Source organism: Aquimarina sp. AWH4_224 (assembly GCF_056160245.1).
Genome location: NZ_JBSWWU010000001.1, coordinates 370,667 through 389,447, shown reverse-complemented (window position 1 = coordinate 389,447; position 18,781 = coordinate 370,667). Strand labels below are relative to the sequence as shown.

The 18,781-nt window shown below is 34.7% G+C and carries 19 protein-coding genes and 12 tRNA genes; 9 read left to right on the top strand and 22 right to left on the bottom strand.

All coding sequences use genetic code 11. From position 1 onward, the window contains the following. Positions 1-94 precede the first annotated feature (94 nt). The 17 genes from ACXAGJ_RS01840 to ACXAGJ_RS01760 form a co-directional block, all read right to left on the bottom strand. On the bottom strand, positions 95-775 hold the full coding sequence (locus ACXAGJ_RS01840) for an NUDIX hydrolase (RefSeq protein WP_474836584.1): 681 nt from the start codon (positions 773-775) through the stop codon (positions 95-97). A gap of 98 nt (positions 776-873) precedes the next feature. Further along, complete coding sequence (locus ACXAGJ_RS01835; RefSeq protein WP_474836582.1) at positions 874-1,974, bottom strand: slipin family protein; 1,101 nt, start codon at positions 1,972-1,974, stop codon at positions 874-876. 579 nt (positions 1,975-2,553) lie between these two features. Beyond that, positions 2,554-2,647: transfer RNA gene (locus tag ACXAGJ_RS01830), tRNA-Phe, on the bottom strand. Between the two features lie 217 nt (positions 2,648-2,864). Beyond that, positions 2,865-3,188 carry a DUF6331 family protein gene (locus ACXAGJ_RS01825; RefSeq protein ID WP_474836580.1) on the bottom strand — a complete coding sequence of 108 codons (324 nt, stop codon included), beginning with the start codon at positions 3,186-3,188 and terminating at the stop codon, positions 2,865-2,867. Positions 3,189-3,420: 232 nt separating this feature from the next. Then, a tRNA-His gene (locus ACXAGJ_RS01820) sits at positions 3,421-3,492 on the bottom strand. 6 nt (positions 3,493-3,498) lie between these two features. After that, positions 3,499-3,569: transfer RNA gene (locus ACXAGJ_RS01815), tRNA-Gln, on the bottom strand. 3 nt (positions 3,570-3,572) lie between these two features. Beyond that, a tRNA-Leu gene (locus tag ACXAGJ_RS01810) sits at positions 3,573-3,646 on the bottom strand. A 37-nt stretch (positions 3,647-3,683) separates the two neighbouring features. After that, positions 3,684-3,756 (bottom strand) — tRNA-Glu (locus tag ACXAGJ_RS01805). Positions 3,757-3,762: 6 nt separating this feature from the next. Beyond that, positions 3,763-3,834: transfer RNA gene (locus tag ACXAGJ_RS01800), tRNA-Pro, on the bottom strand. 270 nt (positions 3,835-4,104) lie between these two features. Beyond that, a tRNA-Asp gene (locus tag ACXAGJ_RS01795) sits at positions 4,105-4,177 on the bottom strand. A gap of 28 nt (positions 4,178-4,205) precedes the next feature. Next, positions 4,206-4,291, bottom strand: a tRNA-Tyr gene (locus ACXAGJ_RS01790). A gap of 34 nt (positions 4,292-4,325) precedes the next feature. Beyond that, a tRNA-Cys gene (locus ACXAGJ_RS01785) sits at positions 4,326-4,398 on the bottom strand. 4 nt (positions 4,399-4,402) lie between these two features. Continuing rightward, a tRNA-Asn gene (locus tag ACXAGJ_RS01780) sits at positions 4,403-4,476 on the bottom strand. 7 nt (positions 4,477-4,483) lie between these two features. After that, positions 4,484-4,566: transfer RNA gene (locus tag ACXAGJ_RS01775), tRNA-Ser, on the bottom strand. A gap of 6 nt (positions 4,567-4,572) precedes the next feature. Then, positions 4,573-4,646, bottom strand: a tRNA-Lys gene (locus tag ACXAGJ_RS01770). Positions 4,647-5,425: 779 nt separating this feature from the next. Then, a complete protein-coding gene (locus tag ACXAGJ_RS01765; RefSeq protein ID WP_474836578.1) occupies positions 5,426-6,478 on the bottom strand; it encodes an AraC family transcriptional regulator in 1,053 nt (350 codons plus the stop codon). A gap of 23 nt (positions 6,479-6,501) precedes the next feature. Continuing rightward, entirely contained in the window at positions 6,502-7,608 is a 1,107-nt protein-coding gene (locus ACXAGJ_RS01760; protein WP_474836576.1) for a type 1 glutamine amidotransferase domain-containing protein, read from the bottom strand. Positions 7,609-7,817: 209 nt separating this feature from the next. On the opposite strand from ACXAGJ_RS01760, the gene ACXAGJ_RS01755 reads away from it, so the two are divergent. Continuing rightward, positions 7,818-8,135 (top strand): Hpt domain-containing protein, encoded by a 318-nt coding sequence (locus ACXAGJ_RS01755; RefSeq protein WP_474836574.1) that lies wholly within the window; start codon positions 7,818-7,820, stop codon positions 8,133-8,135. Between the two features lie 10 nt (positions 8,136-8,145). On the opposite strand, the gene ACXAGJ_RS01750 is transcribed toward ACXAGJ_RS01755, so the two are convergent. Beyond that, positions 8,146-9,318, bottom strand: coding sequence for a response regulator (locus ACXAGJ_RS01750; protein ID WP_474836573.1), 1,173 nt, complete (start codon positions 9,316-9,318; stop codon positions 8,146-8,148). A 378-nt stretch (positions 9,319-9,696) separates the two neighbouring features. On the opposite strand from ACXAGJ_RS01750, the gene ACXAGJ_RS01745 reads away from it, so the two are divergent. After that, positions 9,697-10,035 (top strand): hypothetical protein, encoded by a 339-nt coding sequence (locus tag ACXAGJ_RS01745; RefSeq protein ID WP_474836571.1) that lies wholly within the window; start codon positions 9,697-9,699, stop codon positions 10,033-10,035. A gap of 256 nt (positions 10,036-10,291) precedes the next feature. On the opposite strand, the gene ACXAGJ_RS01740 is transcribed toward ACXAGJ_RS01745, so the two are convergent. The 3 genes from ACXAGJ_RS01740 to ACXAGJ_RS01730 are packed head-to-tail and all read right to left on the bottom strand — an operon-like array spanning position 10,292 to position 12,181. Continuing rightward, a complete protein-coding gene (locus ACXAGJ_RS01740) occupies positions 10,292-11,212 on the bottom strand; it encodes a DUF5777 family beta-barrel protein (protein WP_474836570.1) in 921 nt (306 codons plus the stop codon). After that, positions 11,202-11,750 (bottom strand): YceI family protein, encoded by a 549-nt coding sequence (locus ACXAGJ_RS01735; protein WP_474836569.1) that lies wholly within the window; start codon positions 11,748-11,750, stop codon positions 11,202-11,204. The genes ACXAGJ_RS01740 and ACXAGJ_RS01735 overlap by 11 nt, the downstream gene beginning before the upstream one ends. Then, entirely contained in the window at positions 11,747-12,181 is a 435-nt protein-coding gene (locus tag ACXAGJ_RS01730; protein WP_474836567.1) for an OB-fold protein, read from the bottom strand. Before ACXAGJ_RS01730 ends, ACXAGJ_RS01735 begins: the two co-directional genes overlap by 4 nt. A gap of 351 nt (positions 12,182-12,532) precedes the next feature. On the opposite strand from ACXAGJ_RS01730, the gene ACXAGJ_RS01725 reads away from it, so the two are divergent. The 7 genes from ACXAGJ_RS01725 to ACXAGJ_RS01695 all read left to right on the top strand — a co-directional run bounded on the left by ACXAGJ_RS01725 (position 12,533) and on the right by ACXAGJ_RS01695 (position 17,469). Beyond that, positions 12,533-13,654, top strand: a complete 1,122-nt coding sequence (locus tag ACXAGJ_RS01725; protein WP_474836565.1) for a LytR/AlgR family response regulator transcription factor — start codon at positions 12,533-12,535, stop codon at positions 13,652-13,654. Between the two features lie 206 nt (positions 13,655-13,860). Next, complete coding sequence (locus ACXAGJ_RS01720; protein WP_474836563.1) at positions 13,861-14,712, top strand: hypothetical protein; 852 nt, start codon at positions 13,861-13,863, stop codon at positions 14,710-14,712. A 90-nt stretch (positions 14,713-14,802) separates the two neighbouring features. After that, positions 14,803-15,150 (top strand): cytochrome c family protein, encoded by a 348-nt coding sequence (locus ACXAGJ_RS01715; RefSeq protein ID WP_474836561.1) that lies wholly within the window; start codon positions 14,803-14,805, stop codon positions 15,148-15,150. A 12-nt stretch (positions 15,151-15,162) separates the two neighbouring features. Continuing rightward, positions 15,163-15,585 (top strand): OB-fold protein, encoded by a 423-nt coding sequence (locus tag ACXAGJ_RS01710; RefSeq protein ID WP_474836559.1) that lies wholly within the window; start codon positions 15,163-15,165, stop codon positions 15,583-15,585. Positions 15,586-15,603: 18 nt separating this feature from the next. Continuing rightward, complete coding sequence (locus ACXAGJ_RS01705) at positions 15,604-16,146, top strand: YceI family protein (protein WP_474836557.1); 543 nt, start codon at positions 15,604-15,606, stop codon at positions 16,144-16,146. A gap of 1 nt (position 16,147) precedes the next feature. Then, entirely contained in the window at positions 16,148-17,065 is a 918-nt protein-coding gene (locus tag ACXAGJ_RS01700) for a DUF5777 family beta-barrel protein (RefSeq protein ID WP_474836555.1), read from the top strand. An 11-nt stretch (positions 17,066-17,076) separates the two neighbouring features. Next, positions 17,077-17,469 (top strand): hypothetical protein, encoded by a 393-nt coding sequence (locus ACXAGJ_RS01695; protein ID WP_474836553.1) that lies wholly within the window; start codon positions 17,077-17,079, stop codon positions 17,467-17,469. Between the two features lie 147 nt (positions 17,470-17,616). Here ACXAGJ_RS01695 and ACXAGJ_RS01690 read toward each other — a convergent pair whose 3' ends face one another. Further along, the gene (locus tag ACXAGJ_RS01690) at positions 17,617-18,726 is read right to left on the bottom strand and encodes a hypothetical protein (protein ID WP_474836551.1); all 1,110 of its coding nucleotides are present in this window, start codon (positions 18,724-18,726) and stop codon (positions 17,617-17,619) included. Between the last annotated feature and the right edge of the window lie 55 nt (positions 18,727-18,781).

Genomic DNA, 18,781 nt, shown 5'->3' with positions numbered 1-18,781 from the left:
TTGTGTTGTTTTTACGCAAATTTAAAACACCACAACGAATCCACCAAATATTTTGCGTAAAAATTACATTAAAAGCTTTTAAAGTATTGAGTAATTACTTAATATCGAAGAGGAACCCTTCTTTTTGATGTTTGAAGTACTGTTTTTTGTTGAATTGAAATAAGTTGGCAGGTCTACCTCTACCTTCGGATACTTTCTCGTCTAGTTCTTCCAAAATATCAAAACTGAGTATTTTCTTTCTGAAGTTACGTCTGTCGATTTGTTTCTCGAGTATCGTCATATATAACTTTTCCAGGTCCGAAAACAAGAATTTATCATCCAACAAGTCAAATCCAATGGGTTCGTAAGTGAGTTTGTTCTGCAAGCGTTGCTTAGCTTTTTCCAGAATATGATGATGATCAAATGCCAAATCCGGCAGTTTCTGGATATCAAACCAAGCCACATCCTGGGCATCTGTATCTGCTTTGATCTCGTGATGTTCTGGTTTTACCAAGGCAAAATAGGTAATGCTTACCACCCTATTTCTGGGATCTCTACCCGGTGTACCAAACGAATATAGTTGTTCGAGATAATCTACTTTTACGTTGGTTTCTTCTTTGAGCTCACGCTCCACTGCTTCCTCCAAACTTTCATTTTCTAACACCAATCCTCCGGGTAAGGCCCAGGAATCCTTAAAAGGAGCTATATCTCTTTTGATCAATAACACATTAAGCGTTTTGTCTTTGTATCCAAAGACCACGGCATCTACAGCTACTTTTATATTTTGGCGTATCATATACGCAAATTTATAAAATTAGAAGGTGTAAGACAATCAATTTATGCTCTTTTACAAAAAAAGCGCTAATCCCTTTGGATCAACGCTTTTCTAAAAAATTACTTATTCACAGAAAATATATCCTTCAATTGCTTGATCATACCTCCGTCTCCAGAGACACTGATTTCACCAATTTTGTCGGCGATCTTCTCTACATACTCCATTTCTTTAAGTTTGTAAAGCATTTCGTTTTCTTCCATAAGTTTTGCCGTGTTTAGCAAGCTACGTGTAGAAGCTGTTTCCTCACGACGTGTAATGATATTAGCTTGAGCTTTCTTTTGTGCAACCAATACCTGGTTCATGATCTCTTTCATATCTCCAGGAAGAATGATATCCCGGATTCCACAATTCAATACTCGTACACCTAGTTTAACTGCCTGGTTTTTTACGCTTTCCAGTACTGAGCTAGCCATACTTTCTTTACGCTCCAACAGTTCATCCAGGGTGTAGTTTCCTACGAAAGTTCTCAATGCTAATTGCATTGCGATATACAATTGCTTTTCGTAATCTTTGTTCTCCAAAAGCGCTTTTTCAATATCAATAACCTTATACTGCGTATAAAAGTTGATCCGAACAGCCGCTTTATCTTTGGTCAACAATTCCTGACCAGCAATTTCTAATTGCAATTGACGCAAATCTGCTTTTGCAATCTTAATTGAAGTATCATTTCTCCAGAAACGATAGGTACCACTTTCCAAAGTTTTTGCGTATACATCGTCTACAATCAAAACAGCCTTTTCGTATGCAGCTACTTCAAAAGCTCTAATGTATTTGGTCAATGCATAGTGGCTGAACAATGACTTATCGATTTTTTCGGTAATGTAGATCTTACTTAGGTCTGCTTTCTTAAATTCGTAATCCATCAATCCTTTCCAAAATACGTATCGACCAGCTGCCAACGTGTTTTTGAAATTACCATTTTCATACATTAATACGATCTCGTTATCTTTTACTTCGATCACGTATAGCATGGCCTCCAACGCTTTGTCTTCTAGCAAGAGTTCTAGCGCTATAGGAGCAGCAAATGGTTTGGTAAGATCATACTGAAGTACTCTTTCGTTAAATCCTAACCAGTGGATTCCCTTAGTGATTACACCTTGATAATCTCCCTTTTTGAAAACCAAACCTACTTTGCCCGCGTTGATTCTTACTCTTTTCATTTTTTCATTTTTTAATTAGACATTTATTAGATGACAATTCCTGTAACGGAGACCTTGTCTACTTCAATCCAGAGCTACGGGTATGGCGCTATCTCGAAGTATATTTTGGGCGTATCCCTTTGGGTCGGGCTATTCGATTTATCTTTTTACATACTAGCCTTCGAGAGCCTCAGGCTTCTATGTAAAAAGGATGCCACTGCTATCCCTTACGCAATTTTTAATTTCTAAGAAAAACAGTGAGAGCAAATCGTCTTTCCGGTACGGAAATATTGGGGTGTTAGATCATCCAACAACCAGTTTTGTGAAAAGAGATCAAAGAAGAAATCATCTTAGAAAAATCATTTGTTTCTAAAACCTGAATCCAAAAAAGTAGCTATTTCAAATACTAACAATTCCAATAGTTCAAAGTACGTTCCAGACTGTTGTTTTGGTATGAATACCCTAACAACTGATTTGCCATCATCATTTTTGTCCTATTTTACAGCAAGACGGCTGGGGCCATTTTTAAAAGTTAGCCTAGCTTTATAACCTACATTATGAGTGTAGTGCTCTAGCCACTGAGCTACGAAACCTAAAAAGTGGTCTCGACAGGAATCGAACCTGTGCAAATAAAAGAGGCATTAAAGTGCCTGTTTCGCTAGATTTTCAGTCTAGTGCGTTTACCAATTCCGCCATATCCACAAAGGATAGTGGGACTCGAACCCACAGAAACGATCTATTGCTCTAACCAACTGAGCTACATTAGCCACTGAAGATTTACTTCAAGCTAAAGACGGGAATCGAACCCGCGACCCATAGAATGGTGGACTATTTTTGGTGATAGTCGAACCTTCAAGTCAAGTTGCATATGAAGTGATCATACAAATCATGCAATACTTCATACAATGGTGCTATACAGAAACACTCAACAAGACCTGCTTGATATTTTTAAATAATTCAATACTTTCTTTTTTCGTTGCGTAATAATTAAATATAGTACTATGCATATGTTCTGATTTTGATACATCAATAAATTGAATTACTGTATTTAAATCACCTAATATTCTATTTGAATCAAAAGATTTAATGATTTCTTTAATAGCTTCTTTAGAGAAATCATATGCGTCTATACCACAACATTCTGCTACACATTCTGTTTCTAATGCCGACCAGAACTCTCTATTGTTTTCCAAAAACTTATCTAGATTATTATCTTCAAGTAATGAATTTGTCATAATTTTTCATTTTAATAATTAAAAGGTAACCATCAGCGCTGAGTCTTGAGCTAAAGAAGTTCTTTATCCTAGCCCTACTACCTACCCCAAAACGGTAGTAGGGCAACTACAGTAAACTTCTAATTCTTCCCTTTACATTTGTTTTCCGTTTACATTGATAAGACAAAGATGTATCGACACTACGCAATTATTTTGCGTAGACAATAAAAGTATAGGTACAACCTTTGTTTTGGGTGTACCCCGGGACTCGAACCCTGTTCTTCCCATTCACAGTGGGATGCTTTACCAGATAAGCTAGGGACACCATTTGATGACCTGAAAGGATTTGAACCTTTACACCAAGAGTCAAAGTCTTGGATGCTACAATTACATCACAGGTCAATGTACAAGGAGAGAGATTCGAACTCTCAAAATCCTGATTCTAAATCAGGCGCGTATTCCGGTTCCGCCATCCTTGCGTTTGATATTTTGAAGTATTTACAGTACTTCATCTAGCACTCTGTAGGGGAATCGAACCCCTATTTCCTGATAGAAAGTCAGGTGTACTAAACCATTATACGAACAGAGCAATTTGTCTGGGGAACAGGACTCGAACCTATAACCTCCCGCGTCCAAGGCGGGTAAACTACCATTGTTATACCCCCAGATAAGTATCGCATTACCGACGAGATTTCCTTCGATCACAATTGTCTAAACTTGTTGAAGAACTCAGGGTAAACTTCTCATCCCATCGTTATGCTTTGCAGTACCGACGGGATTTCCTTCGATCTAAATTGTCTAAACTTGTTGAAGAACTCAGGATAAACTTCTCATACCGCGGTATGCTTTGCAGTACCGACGGGATTCCCTTCGACCAAAATTGTCTAAACTTATTGAAGAACTCAGGATAAACTTCTCATCTCATCGGTATGCTTTGCAGTACCGACGGGATTCGAACCCGCGACCTTCCGAGAGACAGTCGGGTGCACTAGCCATTGTGCTACGGTACTATATTCCCCAATGGGGAAATCTTTTAAATGGTGGAAGCAGTAGGACTCGAACCTACACGCTCCGAAGAGACCGAATTTACAGTCCGGCGAGCCAACCAGTTGCTCAATACTTCCTTTTAAAACAAATTTGATACTATTCTAATCATTGAGACAAGGATGAGATTCGAACTCATAAATAACAGAGTTGCAGTCTGTAGCCTTAACCTTTCAGCCACCTTGTCTTTGCGATACTGGTAGGACTCGAACCTACATCTTGAGAGTTAACAGCTCATCGGCGATAACCATTAAGCTACAGTATCTTTATTGCGGAGGCAAAGGGAATCGAACCCCTGAAGCTTTTACACCCGACTGTTTTCTAGACAGTGTCCTCGACCATCCGGACTACCTCCATACTGTTGACGTAGTAGGATTTGAACCTACATCACCTCGGTTAAAAGCCGAGTGCTTTCTCCAATTAAGCTACACGTCAATGTGTTTGGTTTTCAATATGTCAATGAACGATATGTATAAAAAAAGGCGCCTTATTTGGGCGCCTCTTTTATATATCAATGTTTAATAAGCTATATCCTTATTATCATTTTTTCTATAAAATAGACACCTATTCTGTTCGCATCAGAACAATACTCTCTTTTCTCAACAAAGAGCGGATTTAAAATATGTTGCGAACTATTCGGTATCATTTTCTTGTTTTTTAAAATTGTTTTTACTGTTAAGCAATCTTACTACTTATTTCTTGTTTTGATTGCGATGCAAAGATGAGAGTTTTTTTTATATCTCCAAATATTTTTTAGATTTATTTTGTTGATTATCAATTACTTAAGTTTAAAATGAGATATAAGAATCCCTGTCCGTTTTTCAACGGATTTTGGATATTTTCGCAATAGTCTGTCTCCCTGATGCTTACTTTCCAAAGGCTAATTTTTATGTGCTAATTAACTTTTATTCATTTTGCTAAAAAAAATTCATAAAAAAAGCGCCCAATTTCTTGGACGCCTGTAGTTATATCTAGTTTTTACTTTAAATCACTTATAAAAATGGCTACATAACGTCCTGTTTCGAATGGATAATTCATTAATCCCTCGATAATCACACTGACTAAACAGTGATTTCGGCGCGATATGTATGCTATTTTGTGTCATTTTGTGGTACAAAGAAATGTTTTTTATGGGGTATGTTCCAAATTTATTTTTTTAACTCTCAACTAAATACAGTCTATTTCCATCTGAAAAAAACACATAATCCTTCTTTTTATACACTCTCTTTTCTATATGCTGAGGGCGTCACACCTTCGAATTTTTTGAAAGCAGCATTGAATGAAGACAAACTACTAAACCCTACATCAAATGCAATAGAAGCTATTTTTAACAGTTGATCCTTATCCTTTTTCAACAAGCTTTTAGCTTCTTGTATGCGGTAATAATTGATAAAATCATTAAAATTCTGATTCGCATATTGGTTAATGACTTCTGAAGTTTTCTGAGTGCTCTTCCCTATCAATTTACTTAAAATGGATAATGAAAAATCTGGTTCGAGATACCTTTTTTCTTTCACTACAAATTGTGATAGTTGATCAAATAACTGAATATCCTTGTTTTCTTTAAACACATTTCCGTCTACATCGGTAGCTTTTAATTGAAAAGCTTTATAACTTAAAAAATAGATAACCACAGAATACATAATAGGTCCAACAATATAAGGGACTGTATTCTCTATGATATTTAAAACATAAGAAATCCAAATAATAACAAAACCAACAATCAACAATGATAACCATTGAAGTATTGATTTTTGAAATTTAGTGAGTAAAGTATGCTGATGTTTTTTCTTCATTTGTCGTATCAATATAGCCGAAGCAATAATATAAAAAGCAAAATGCAGATAGATACTTATAAGAACACTTCCAAATACGATAACTGCAGTTCTGTTATTTTCATCAAACCAACTATTGGTGACCATAAAGCTAGAAACAAACACCAATACAAACGGAATCAATTCTAGAAAATAGGTTTTGGGAAGCAAAAAATTGGGACGAGTCATTGCAATTACATACCAACGCAACAAAGGACCAATCAACAATAAGAAAGCCAAACCGATAAAAATAAATATGGGTTCCAGATCATCTCCAAAATGCAACAACACTGATTTTCCGATCCTGAACGCCATAAAAACCAACAACAGCCCAAGTAATAGATTGGCTGTTGTCTTCTTTTTTTTGAAAAAAGATAAGTATACGGCAAAGGACAGACCATGCAAAAGTCCTGCACTGCTAATGATGATAAGGAGAATATCTAAGAAATCCAATAGATCATTTTTATCAAATGTACTTATATTTTGTTAGTTTTTGCTTCACATTTTTTAACATACGATACCAAATTCAATAGGTTATAAAAATTCCCTACTTCTCCTTTCATAGCTGCCAAAATGCTATGCTTAGCAATCAAAACTCGATTTATAGGCTTCTGTTTTGACACTATAAGTGTGTTTATTTTTTCCTTAGCCTTTTGTTTTCCATCTGTATGATAAGCTAATAATACCTGGACCGCATATTCCTCATCAGTAATTTGTCTGTGCTTTGGTGTATATCCCATTTGTTGAATCATGGTTTCTGCTAGTGTCCAGGTAGACCATGGATTCTGTCCTGTAATCAAATTACCTGAATGACTAACGTTATCCAAATACATAACTCCTTCTTCAAAATTTGCTCCTTGTTCCTCAATTTTATCCTGTAGAAGAAATGGAAAAATAGTTTTTGCATCAGAAATCAATAGTAACTCTTCATCGTTGGTAAACCCACTTACCTCTTTACCTTTCAATAAGGATTCTCCATTATCCAAGGTAACATTTACCAATGCTGCTGGTCCGTGACATACGGCTCCAACTACTTTGTTTGATTGGTAATAATTACTCACTATAGATTGGATATAGGGATTATCAGGAAAATCATACATAGCCCCCTTCCCTCCTGCAAAAAAAATGGCTTCATAATCTTCTGGAACCACCCTTTCAATAGGGATCGTATTACTTGTTTTGTACTGTGCGATAGAATCGTTTAGAAAAGCATAATCGTATGCTCCCATATCTTCATCATCTATAATTACCGGAGGCTTTCCTCCTAATGTACTAGCAATGTCCACTTCAAAACCATTTGCAGTAAATACATAATAAGCTCTAGAAAGTTCGCTTAATTCATATCCTGTCTCTTTCTCGGTCGTTCCCATCTTATCTATACTAGTAACTACAGCTAAAATTTTACCTCTTTTTGGGATTACATTTTCTGAAAGATATGCTAAGTCACTAACATTGGTAGTTTTCAAATTTTGATCTCTAGGAGGAATTAGTCCTTTGAACCAGAAACCAAAACTAATTAATATAATAACCAGACCTAGGATAGTAACTCCTACCCACTTTAATATTTTATACACTTTTTTCATCGTACTTCGTTTTATGATTATTCAACGAAATACGTTAAAAACTAAGGCAATTAATGTCGAAATGATCATTCCGTCAGACTAAAAAATCAAACGGTATCCTGGAAATGATATAAAATAATTCAATAATTGTGATCTGTTTAAATCTCATTTATTTTGGTAGTTCCTTTTCAATTTTAATTGTATTTTTAAGTATATCTAAAAACCTATCCATGGAACAACCCAATCTTTCTGAAATTCAAAAATTATCTGGTGGTGATCCAGTCTTTGAAGAAAAAATTTTCAGTGTTATCAAAAGAGAATTCCCCGTAGAAAAAGAACAATATTTTCTCAACTTAGCAGCAGGAAATATTACAAAAGCTGCAGAAGATGTACATAAATTGAAGCATAAAATTGGTTTCTTGGGTTTAGAAAAAGGATACAACATAGCAACTGATTACGAAAATCATTTAAAAGAAAACAGTTATGAACTACAAGATGACTTTGAAAGTATCTTGAAAGTGATCACAGAGTATCTAAAAACTATATAATCCTAATTTGTCAGGTAGCCGGAATGACGACTGTTTTTGTTTTAAAATTGTAGTAATATGCTATTTGAGCTAATTGCCCAACAATCTTAACAGAATCTTTCATGGATAATTTTGATCCATCCGCATGTATCCATCTTTTTAAAGGTTGCTCGCAGATATATGAAATCGCTTTGTCCTTGCCGTAGTACTTTCTCATCTTCATAAAGATCTCTACATCAAAAAGCCATTTGGTGATAAACTTTTCTCTAAACATTTCGCTTACGATTTCCCGCTCCATAATCTTGGCACCACATTGAGTGTCATTAAAAGACATCCCCAAGATATTTCGAATGATCAAATTAATGGTCTTGCTTATGATTTTTCTAGCCGATTCTTTGGTTATATTGGCTCCCATTCTACTCATCCGAGATCCGCTAACAATTTTAAAATCTGAAGTCTCTATCGTTTTTACCAGATCATCAAAATCCTGAAAATCAGTAGATAAATCAGCATCCAAATATCCTATATAATCTAATTGCGTGTCTTGCGAAAGGTGCAATACGCCTTGTCGTACAGCTTCTCCTTTACCCCCATTCTTTTCACAGTTATATACACTGATATGATCCTCTCTACCTTTTGCCAAATTTTGGAGTACTTCTAAGGTATTATCTGTGCTTCCGTCGTTCACGAAACAAAGATGATATCCCAAATTACTATGTACAAAGTCGGTAAACTCCTTACTCAATATACGAGTTTCTTCATTATAACAAGGAATTACCACACCAACGCATCTTCTTTGTAGCATTTTTCCTTTAGCATCTGATTCTGATTTTTTTTGAAGTTTTATACCAAGTATTCTCGAAATTCTAGCCGACATTTCATTGAGTGATAATGGTTTTTTCATATAATCATCAATACCTAAATCAAATCCGTCTATAATCGTATCTTCATTGGTGTTACCAGAAAGTACAAGTACTTTAACATCTGAGTTTTTATCGTGTCTAATATTTTTAATCACCTCCAAACCAGACATTCCATCCATGTTAATGTCTACAATGACCATATCAGGGTCGAAAGTATCAAAAATTTGTAATCCTTCTTCTCCACTGCTTGCGCACTGAATGCTAAAACCTAAATCGGTCAAATGTTTCTCAAGGGATAATAAAATAAGTTGCTGATCGTCAATAGCTAAAATCTTCTTCATATATAAGTAGGTTTAAAAATTTTAAAAAACTTAATCGGGGTAATTTTAAGCTTTGACGATATGAAGTTTGAACTCAAAATGAGGGGCTTAAGATTCATTTATATTGTTCAATATGTATTAAAAATAGTAAATTATTAATAAATCTGGCATAATTATACCCAAAAACCTTTAGATCAATTTTACAATTCCCAATAACTGTTTCCTTTTTTTAAAGGAATAATTATGAGGATTTTGGCAATAATGCAATGTTAATTATGATAAGTTTAAGAAATTATATCATACTATATATCAATAGTTTAGGACATGTTTCAACACATCAAAATATCATTCCTTCTTTGCTTTCTTAGTTTGTTTCTTCTACATAGGTGTATTAGAGATATGAATACCGCTGAAACGGAACCAGTTTTGGTTACTATTCCTGCAAAAACAGAAACTATCAAAACCAACAAAGGTTCTTTTGAAGAATCTTCAGAAATTACTCGAAAGGTTCTGATCACCTTTTGTGGTAGTTGTCATCAAAGCTCATTAGAATCTCATAAACCTGCAGCAATTGCCATTTTTGATTTGGATAAAGGGAAAGATTGGCATGCTACATTAATTCATGATCATATCGAAGGGATTGAGAATAGAATCGAAAACAAAAGTCCTATCACCCAAGAAGAATTACATGCTATTGAGGTGTTTCTTGAACTAAAAGCATCTCAACTAAAACCATGATTTTACCTCAATATTGATATTCTTAGGTATAGACAACTATTTATTAACCATAAATAATTGGCTATTTGACTATAAACTAATATATTTCAGTACGTAAACGCAACGTCACATTTTTTTAATTCACACACCACGAGCTATGAAAAAAAATAATGGAGACGTTTTGAAAATTATTACCACCGTAATTTTTGTTTTGTTTTTTATCGCCCTTTATCTTTTGGAAGAAATGGGTTGAATGAAAATTGATGATTTCAGAGATTTAGTCAGTATCTATTTTGTCCTTTTGATTTAGATGTAAAACAAAAATCGCATTAAACCCAAACGTTAAATTTCCATCATTGAAATTGAAATTATTAGGGGTTTGAGTAATAAATGCTTCCTCAGAAAAGAACCAGGTATTGGTCAATTTAAATTGTAGCATTACATCACTTAGCTCCCAATTCACACCTAGAGCAAAAGCATCGTAGGTAGTAATAGATTCTAATGGGTTAATCAGATAGTAATATTCGGATACAATAGAAACATGCCCTCCTATTTTGTATCGTCCTCCTACTCCAATGGCAAATTGATTATTTGGATCGTCTGCAAACGCCGAAGAGTTTCTATGGATGTATGTTGGCGATATTTGTGCAGAAAATTGAGGAGTAAATTTTCTGGCTAACAATAATTGTGTTGTAAAACTTAGTTGGTCCTGAAAATTATCAAAGCGATTGATATCAATAAGTGGTGGATTACGCTCACTTCTGTAAGCTATATTCTGAAACAAAGAGAGACTCACTGGTGCACCTTTGCCATCACTACGTTGCCTAATCAGTTTGTATTTCAAAAAACTATCAAAAATACCGTCCAGCGTACTCCAACCACCACCAAAAGTCAGTTTATCCGAAATACCATACTCTAATCCTATTCGAGCTCCCATTTTGTCAGCTACAAAACTTTGACCGCTAGAGTTCGGAATATTCCAGTATCTCGTAAACGCCTGCAGCTCTAACACTCCCTTTTTTCTGGTTTCTACAGAATGTCCAATAGAAATACGACTCGCTTTAAACGTGGCTAACTGATATTGAGGAGCGTTTGGATATTCCTGTTCCAGTTTATCCAATAAATCCTGTGCCTGGATAGATACATTCAAACAGAACAGTACACATATATGTATCAAAAAATGGATATTACTTCTCATAATGTTGATATTCAAATTTGAATTTAATGGATATAACCTTTGCGATATTAGGCGCTAATATGGGCGGAATCTTGATATCGAAATCTTTGACCGCCACTTCAAAATCACCATTCAAAACAAACACATTATTTACTCGTTCGATGGTAGCTTTAATCTCTACCTCTTTAGTAATACCATGGATGGTTAAATTTCCTTTAACCATTCTCGTTTGTATCCCGGACTCTGAAGGATCAAAATCAACAATATTTCCTTCAAAAGTAGCTTTAGGATATAAGTCCGATTCGATATAGCTCTCATTAAAATGCTCATGCATTAGTGATTTTTTAAATACAAAAGCATTCATGAGCATGCTTACTGCTATTTCATTTTTAGAAATATCAATTATACTGAGAACTTGATTGTTTTTGGCTTCTATATTTTCTACCGATGTATATGAGAAAAAAGAAACCTGCCCCTGTCGGGTAATAAATTGATCCGACTCGGTATCAAAGTTGGTAAAATTGATAAATAAGAATATCAGAATGATCAGTTTATTCATTGATTTGTTGTGTTAATCAGCATACAATTAAGTAAAATAGCATCTTTCAGAAATCCCTTGCAAACTCCCTTTATCTTTATTTTTTGACCTTTTTTTAAATCTCTAATTTCACTTTCCTGATTCGGAAACATGTCACAAATAACACTAGAATATTTGTTGTCTCCGTACAAAAAAACTGTATTTCTGTTGTTTAGAAACGTAACATCTTTTACAATTCCCTCTACTTCTATTACTTTTCCCCTGTACATTGAATTTGCCGTGCTCTCATCAATCATAAAGGATGATACCAATTCTTCTGAGCTTATTGTTATATCCGCAGAAACGGCATTCATCTCCATATAAGAGTCTTTCGAGTTTGTAAAAACCAGATACAATATCAGTAACAAGAAGAGTACTGAAATAAAACCAATAATACTTAGCTTTCTATTCATCGAAGGATATAAGGTCGATTCTACCAGTAAAATTACGATAATGTACTACTAAAATATAATTTAGCAGCATATAAATTAAGGAAGGGTTACAAAGAAGTATGGATTTCATAGGATTAGCTTATAATTAAAAATCTGTTTTGAGTACAAAAGAACAATCCAGATCATATAGTGGTGTTATAAACTTTTGTCAAGTAGAAAAAATCCTTTTAAAAAAGGAAAAAAGGTCCTTAAGTCAAATACAATTATTTGACGTTTAGAAAAAACACCTGAAAAATTATACTATTTTAGTTACCTCAATAAAAAACTAAACCAGACCGCCAGGATATTACCCCTGATTCGTAAACCTGATAAATGAGAAAAGACAAATTATATTTTTTAACCTTTATATCTATATCGGTCATTTTCTTGATCATTGCTTCTCTAAGTATCAAATACTTTATAAAAGTAAGCGCAAATCAATTAATAGAAGTTCAATTAGAGTCTAGTAAACGAGAAGCAAATGAAATTTCTAAATTGATTAACTATCAACTTGCAGGGGGTATTGATAGAAATGTGGTAATAAACAATATTCAAAACACTATAGAAAACACACATACCGAAGCTTCATTTATATGTGTCTTTAATTGGTCTGGTAAAGAAGTATGTAACCCAGATAAAACTAAAGTCGGACAAAAAGTAAGCTCAGATCAATCACTTTTGAATTCATTGAACGAAGAAAATAGCTCTGATAAGTTATATGAATTACTCACCAATATTAAAAGTGAAAGTACAGTAGATGACGAAGTTTTAAATAGTTTTAATTCTGAAATCGTATATATTTCTCCGGTAAAAGATTCGGATTTGATCGTTGCTGCTCATGTAAACCTTAATGAGATCTCTACACAAATAAAAAAACTTAAAACCAGTTTCTATACCATATTTGCAATTATGGGAGGATTGATCATCTTGTCTTCCTTTTTTGCTGTCCGTATGATAGGTAGTTATTATGAAAAGCAGTTGGAGGAGAAAAACACCAATTTAGAAAGTGAGTTGGTAAATCTTTCTAAACTGAATAGTGATTTGGTAGCCTACCAACGTAAAATAGAAGAAACCGACGAAGACGATTCTCAAGAATCACCTGATATTACATTAGAAACTGGTAAAAAGAGAATCTTAACCTATTTAAGAAATGAACTGATCCCGACGGCTATCAATGAAATCTCTTATATCTATACCGAAAACACCATTACCTATGTAATTTGTTTTGATGGGAAAAAATCCACCAGCAACACCAGCCTGGATGATATGTTTTCTAGTCTTGATGCCTCTTTATTTTTTAGAGCTAACCGGCAATTTATTATCAGCATTGCTGCTATCGAAAAGATTATTAAATATGGTAATAGTCAACTCAAAATTTTGATCCGAGATGCAGATGTAGAAATTGTGATTAGCAAAAACAAAGCAGCGGAATTTAGACAATGGTTAAGCATATAACCAAATTTCTTTACGGATTCTCTTTTTCTTCATTTCAATTTTAATCATTTCCATTCATTTATTTCAAAAGTGAAAAAACAGCGTTTTATTCAATGCTTTTTTTTCCTTTTTCAACGCCAAATTTTCCCTTTCGCATATATTATTTTGAATATAGGGCCAGTGTTTACGGTACTTTGCTGAACAAAATCTTTAAAACTCGAATAAAAATGAAAAATCGTATTTTAGTATTGTTCACTTCAATTTCTGTACTGTTTAGTTGTAGTAGTGATGACTCTGATGAGCAACCAAACCCACCTGCACAGCAAAATGCAGTTCGACTTGCAACAGATGCAACTTTTGGTAATATCCTTACCGATTCTGAAGGTATGTCGTTATACTTTTTCTCCAGAGATGTAAAAGGAGACTCCAGATGTTTGGATGGTTGTTTAGGAGCATGGCCAATTTTTTATGCAGCCGATTTAACTCTTGATGACGGCCTGGAAGCTTCAGACTTTGGAGAAATCACCAGAGAAGATGGAGAAAAGCAAACTACATTCAAAGGATGGCCATTATATTACTTTGCAAATGATAATGCCGCCGGAGATACCAACGGAGATCAAGTAGGTAACAATTGGTACATCGCAAAGCCTGATTATTCTCTAATGTACGCCGAAGCTCAATTGGTAGGGAGAGATAGTGATGGAAATTTGATCAACTTCACAAGTGATTATACACCTGGTGATGGACTTACCTTTTACATGACCAATTTCACAGGAAGAACAATATATACCTTTATGAATGACACCAATGGTGTTAATAATTTCACGGCCCAAGACTTTTCAAACAATGCTGTGTGGCCGATCATTAACATCGACATTGATAGATTACCAAGTATTCTGAATGCTGACGATTTTGGAACCATAGATGTTCACGGTTCTCAGCAAATAACATATAAAGGATGGCCATTATACTACTTTGGGCAGGATGTGACCAGGGGGGATAATTTTGGAATCAATTTTCCTGCCCCAGGGGTATGGCCAATCGCAAACGCGGATACTCCTACCGCACCAGCAAATTAAGAAGAGTTCATATTTAGTTTAGTAGTTAGTTAGTTGATTAGAAAGAGGAAGAACGAGTTTTTTTCTTCCTCTTTTTCTTAAATCTTAATCATGAAAAATTATTTACAAATACATAGACTGCTATTAGCAGTACTCACTAGTCTTATCCTAGTTTCCTGTGATAATAATGTAGAAGAGGAAATTACAGAAACAATAGTTGAGTGTAATCCAGATACATCATTTGCCACACAGGTAAAACCAATAATAGACAACAATTGTATCGAATGCCATAACGGAAATCAATTTCCTGATCTACGCAATTTTGAAAGTATTAGAAATAATGCTGCAAGAGTAAGAGCCCAGGTGGTGAGCAGACGAATGCCCATTGGCGGTTCTTTAAGTAATGAAGAAATAGAAATTATCAGATGCTGGATCGATAGCGGCGCATTAAACAATTAAAAAAACATCAATATGATAAGTAAGGGTAAAGTTGTTTTCGGTGTCATTCTTTTTATATCCGCGATTGGAATTGTTATTAGCATCTCTATGTTTTCCAAACCACACTTGGATATTAGTAATACCGATGCTCAAATCGTTATCGATTCTAACGATTTGTTCAAAGACTTTTTAACTAATGAAACTGAAGCTAACACCAAATATTTGGAACAAATCATTCAGGTAACCGGTACTATAGAAGATATCAATATCGCACAGGACAAAAGTATCATAGCACTAACAAGTGAAGATGCATTTGGTAGTGTTCTATGTCATTTGGACACGGACAAAAATCACGAAATAACGCAATTACAAAAAGGACAATCCATACAAATCAAAGGTGTTTGTACTGGATTTTTAATGGACGTCATTCTTGTAAAAAGTATCATTATTAATTAAAACCAATATTCACAACAAATGAAATCAATTATAACAACCTTAGTATGCCTTTTGTTTACGGTAATGAGCTATGGACAAGAAAAGTTTCTTACAAAAAGTGGGCATGTTTCTTTTTTCTCCCATTCTCCCATAGAAGATATCGAGGCAGAAAATGACCAGGTACTTAGTATTATTGACACCAACAACGGAGCAATTGCTATCTCCATATTAATGAAATCATTCCTGTTCGAGAAGGCATTAATGCAAGAACATTTTAATGAAAATTATGTAGAATCAGATAAGTACCCAAAAGCCACCTTCAAAGGGGAGCTAAGCAATTTCAACACATTGGAGAATAATGCAGAAGTTACCATCAAAGGAAATTTAACCATTCATGGTGTTACCAAACCAACAGTCATCAAAGCGAAAATTAAAAAGACAGAGGGCAATATTTCTCTACAGGGAGATTTTCCTGTAAAGGTAGCGGATTTCAACATTGAAATTCCATCGGTGGTAGTCAACAACATTGCAAAAACCATAAAAGTAACCTTCAACTTAGATCATCAACCGTATACCAAATAATATGAAAAAACTAATTATTCTTTTTACCATTCTTAGTATTGGTAATATGATGCATGCGCAAGAAGACCTCTTTGACATACTTGATGAAGAGACTCCGCAAACCAAAGAGTATGCTACTGCTACTTTTAAGGGGACAAGAATACTTAATGGGCATTCTGTCGAAAATAGAAAGAAAGGTGTTCTCGAGTTTATCATATCTCACCGTTTTGGAAGAGTAAACTCAGGTTTTGATGAATTATTTGGTTTGGATCAATCCAATATACGCTTTGGCTTTGAGTACGGTCTTACAGACGATTTAATGATAGGAGTTGGTAGAAGCAGTTTCGAAAAGGCCTATGATGCATTTTTCAAATACAAACTCCTCAAGCAAGGAATTGGTAAAAACGCCTTCCCGATTTCGGTATCTGCATTTGGGAGTGTCGTATACAGAAGTGTCGACGATTTTGAACCAGGAAACGAACCTAGCGAGACTGATCGTTTGTTTTATACCTCTCAGCTTCTTTTAGCAAGAAAATTTAGTCCTGCATTTTCTTTACAAATTATGCCAAGCTTCGTCTATAGAAACTCAGTAGCTATACAAGAAGATCCTCATGGTATTTTTGCTGTTGGAATTGGTGGACGTGTCAAATTAACCAAAAGAATTTCCCTAAATGGTGAATATCACTATACCGTTAATCCTTTAGAATCTATAGATACTACTAACTCATTGGCATTTGGAATAGATATAGAAACTGGTGGACACGTATTTCAAATCATTCTTTCCAATTCTATTACTATGATCGAGAAAAGTTTTATTACCGAATCTACAGACGATTTTTTTGAGGGAGATGTGCATTTAGGTTTTAATATTTCTAGAGCATTTCAATTCGGAAAAAACAAGAAAAAGAAACTGAAAGCCATTCAAGAATCTAATGAGTAAAACCACCTATTATGATCAGAAAAAAATACAAAGTAACGGGAAAAGATGTTGATGATTTTATGATCATGCATGGTAGTGCCTATCAAGCGTATATATATGCTATTTTGGATAGTTTTCTATTCGAAAAAGGGTATTCTAAAAGAAAACTAGATCATTTGAAAGTTAGACTTCAAAAATGTAAGGAAGAATTTACCTATCAAAAACATCTCATGTTTACTCAGGACTTTTTTCTAAACATGGAATTTTTAAGTACTGCTGAAGATCTATCAAAAATTTATGTAAAAAGTCGCTTTTTTAATTCAAACAATGAACTATGTGCAGTATCGAATACAGAACTGTATTGGTTTGATTATCAACAAAAAGTAGCTATAGTACCACCAAAAGATATATTTGGGAGATCCTAGAAGTAAGGGCCTGTTTGCCCCATTGCCTGTACGGATATGTATCTAGCGATCTTAAGTATCCGTACTCCATCATAAAGCCTCGATTCGTCGAGGCTTTAGTTTTTAATATTCCAAAGAGTCATCCTTTTTTGCCTTATAATAAGAAAATTAGTTCACCACAACACCCGAAGGATCTGTAAACTTACCCGTTACTAGCCAACCTCCAAAATCTTCGGAAACTGCCAGTAGAAGAATATTTTTTCCTTTCTTTAGATTTAGATATACAGTATCAAAAAGGCCAATAGTTCCTAGATATCGGTAATCTCTTGACCGCCATCTGTTGTTTCCTTTATAAATAGGTTGATCGTTGAGTATAGTCACTGCCCTATCACTATATCCAAATTCGAATAGTTTGGTTTGCTCTTTATCTGAGTTGATCTCAAGTTTTGCAAAAACTGTATTCTTTTTGGTCCCATCTCTTAGCAATACTTTTCTTGCGATGTTGGCAGCGATACCTTCTTCTATTTGTACTTTTCCTAACCACTTTCGAGAAGTAATCAATCCCTTTATGTTAGCTAAATTGTCCAACTGTGTTTCTTCAAACTTATCTGAAATTTCCCATGCCGGGACCAATCCATCTATAGGTTTTCTTTCATGTACTTTGAAATCCACCAATTGAGTAGCTGTCTTGTCAATAGTAAAATTGGCATAATGCATAGGATTCGGACCACCTCCACTAATAGCAACCCTTCCTTCTTTGGGTTCTCTGACCAAATTCCAGCATAAATGAGGTTTTTCTGAATAGTCAAAAAACACTTGTGCTCTTTTCCCATTAACCACTAATTTTACATGGGTCCAATCATTATAATTATACTCGTAGGGAACAGAGTAACTTGGGCCGAAATACAATTGCCAAGGAGAAAGACCATTAATCACTGGAGTACCCTGATTAGCATCTGGTTTACCCGGGAGATGGGCTCGTATATAAAAAGACTCCATATTATTGGCATCCACTGCCCGAAATCGAACTCCCGGAAACCCTTGGCGTTCGGTCAGAAACACGTCAAATTCTATTGTACCATTCAAAAAAGTAACATCCTTCAATGCAGCCATACCTCGCTGCATATATAATGCATCTTTCCCTTTATAGCTTTCTAGCACATAAGATTGAGCATTAATCTCCCATTTTACGGTATCCAAGGGAAATTTCTGCTGTCCGTATATGTTAAAAGAAAAGAAAGTACTTAAAATCAAAATTAAAATTGCTCGTATCATCATTTTTTGTTGTTTGTTGATCTCAAAATTCGAAGATTAGATGTACACTACGAAAACA

What these genes read in the sequence shown, in the direction of transcription:
- ACXAGJ_RS01840 (WP_474836584.1), bottom strand. Translation starts at nt 775, where the DNA reads ATGATACGCCAAAATATAAAAGTAGCTGTAGATGCCGTGGTCTTTGGA.
- ACXAGJ_RS01835 (WP_474836582.1), bottom strand. Translation starts at nt 1,974, where the DNA reads ATGAAAAGAGTAAGAATCAACGCGGGCAAAGTAGGTTTGGTTTTCAAA.
- ACXAGJ_RS01825 (WP_474836580.1), bottom strand. Translation starts at nt 3,188, where the DNA reads ATGACAAATTCATTACTTGAAGATAATAATCTAGATAAGTTTTTGGAA.
- ACXAGJ_RS01760 (WP_474836576.1), bottom strand. Translation starts at nt 7,608, where the DNA reads ATGAAAAAAGTGTATAAAATATTAAAGTGGGTAGGAGTTACTATCCTA.
- ACXAGJ_RS01755 (WP_474836574.1), top strand. Translation starts at nt 7,818, where the DNA reads ATGGAACAACCCAATCTTTCTGAAATTCAAAAATTATCTGGTGGTGAT.
- ACXAGJ_RS01750 (WP_474836573.1), bottom strand. Translation starts at nt 9,318, where the DNA reads ATGAAGAAGATTTTAGCTATTGACGATCAGCAACTTATTTTATTATCC.
- ACXAGJ_RS01745 (WP_474836571.1), top strand. Translation starts at nt 9,697, where the DNA reads ATGAATACCGCTGAAACGGAACCAGTTTTGGTTACTATTCCTGCAAAA.
- ACXAGJ_RS01740 (WP_474836570.1), bottom strand. Translation starts at nt 11,212, where the DNA reads ATGAGAAGTAATATCCATTTTTTGATACATATATGTGTACTGTTCTGT.
- ACXAGJ_RS01735 (WP_474836569.1), bottom strand. Translation starts at nt 11,750, where the DNA reads ATGAATAAACTGATCATTCTGATATTCTTATTTATCAATTTTACCAAC.
- ACXAGJ_RS01730 (WP_474836567.1), bottom strand. Translation starts at nt 12,181, where the DNA reads ATGAATAGAAAGCTAAGTATTATTGGTTTTATTTCAGTACTCTTCTTG.
- ACXAGJ_RS01725 (WP_474836565.1), top strand. Translation starts at nt 12,533, where the DNA reads ATGAGAAAAGACAAATTATATTTTTTAACCTTTATATCTATATCGGTC.
- ACXAGJ_RS01720 (WP_474836563.1), top strand. Translation starts at nt 13,861, where the DNA reads ATGAAAAATCGTATTTTAGTATTGTTCACTTCAATTTCTGTACTGTTT.
- ACXAGJ_RS01715 (WP_474836561.1), top strand. Translation starts at nt 14,803, where the DNA reads ATGAAAAATTATTTACAAATACATAGACTGCTATTAGCAGTACTCACT.
- ACXAGJ_RS01710 (WP_474836559.1), top strand. Translation starts at nt 15,163, where the DNA reads ATGATAAGTAAGGGTAAAGTTGTTTTCGGTGTCATTCTTTTTATATCC.
- ACXAGJ_RS01705 (WP_474836557.1), top strand. Translation starts at nt 15,604, where the DNA reads ATGAAATCAATTATAACAACCTTAGTATGCCTTTTGTTTACGGTAATG.
- ACXAGJ_RS01700 (WP_474836555.1), top strand. Translation starts at nt 16,148, where the DNA reads ATGAAAAAACTAATTATTCTTTTTACCATTCTTAGTATTGGTAATATG.
- ACXAGJ_RS01695 (WP_474836553.1), top strand. Translation starts at nt 17,077, where the DNA reads ATGATCAGAAAAAAATACAAAGTAACGGGAAAAGATGTTGATGATTTT.
- ACXAGJ_RS01690 (WP_474836551.1), bottom strand. Translation starts at nt 18,726, where the DNA reads ATGATGATACGAGCAATTTTAATTTTGATTTTAAGTACTTTCTTTTCT.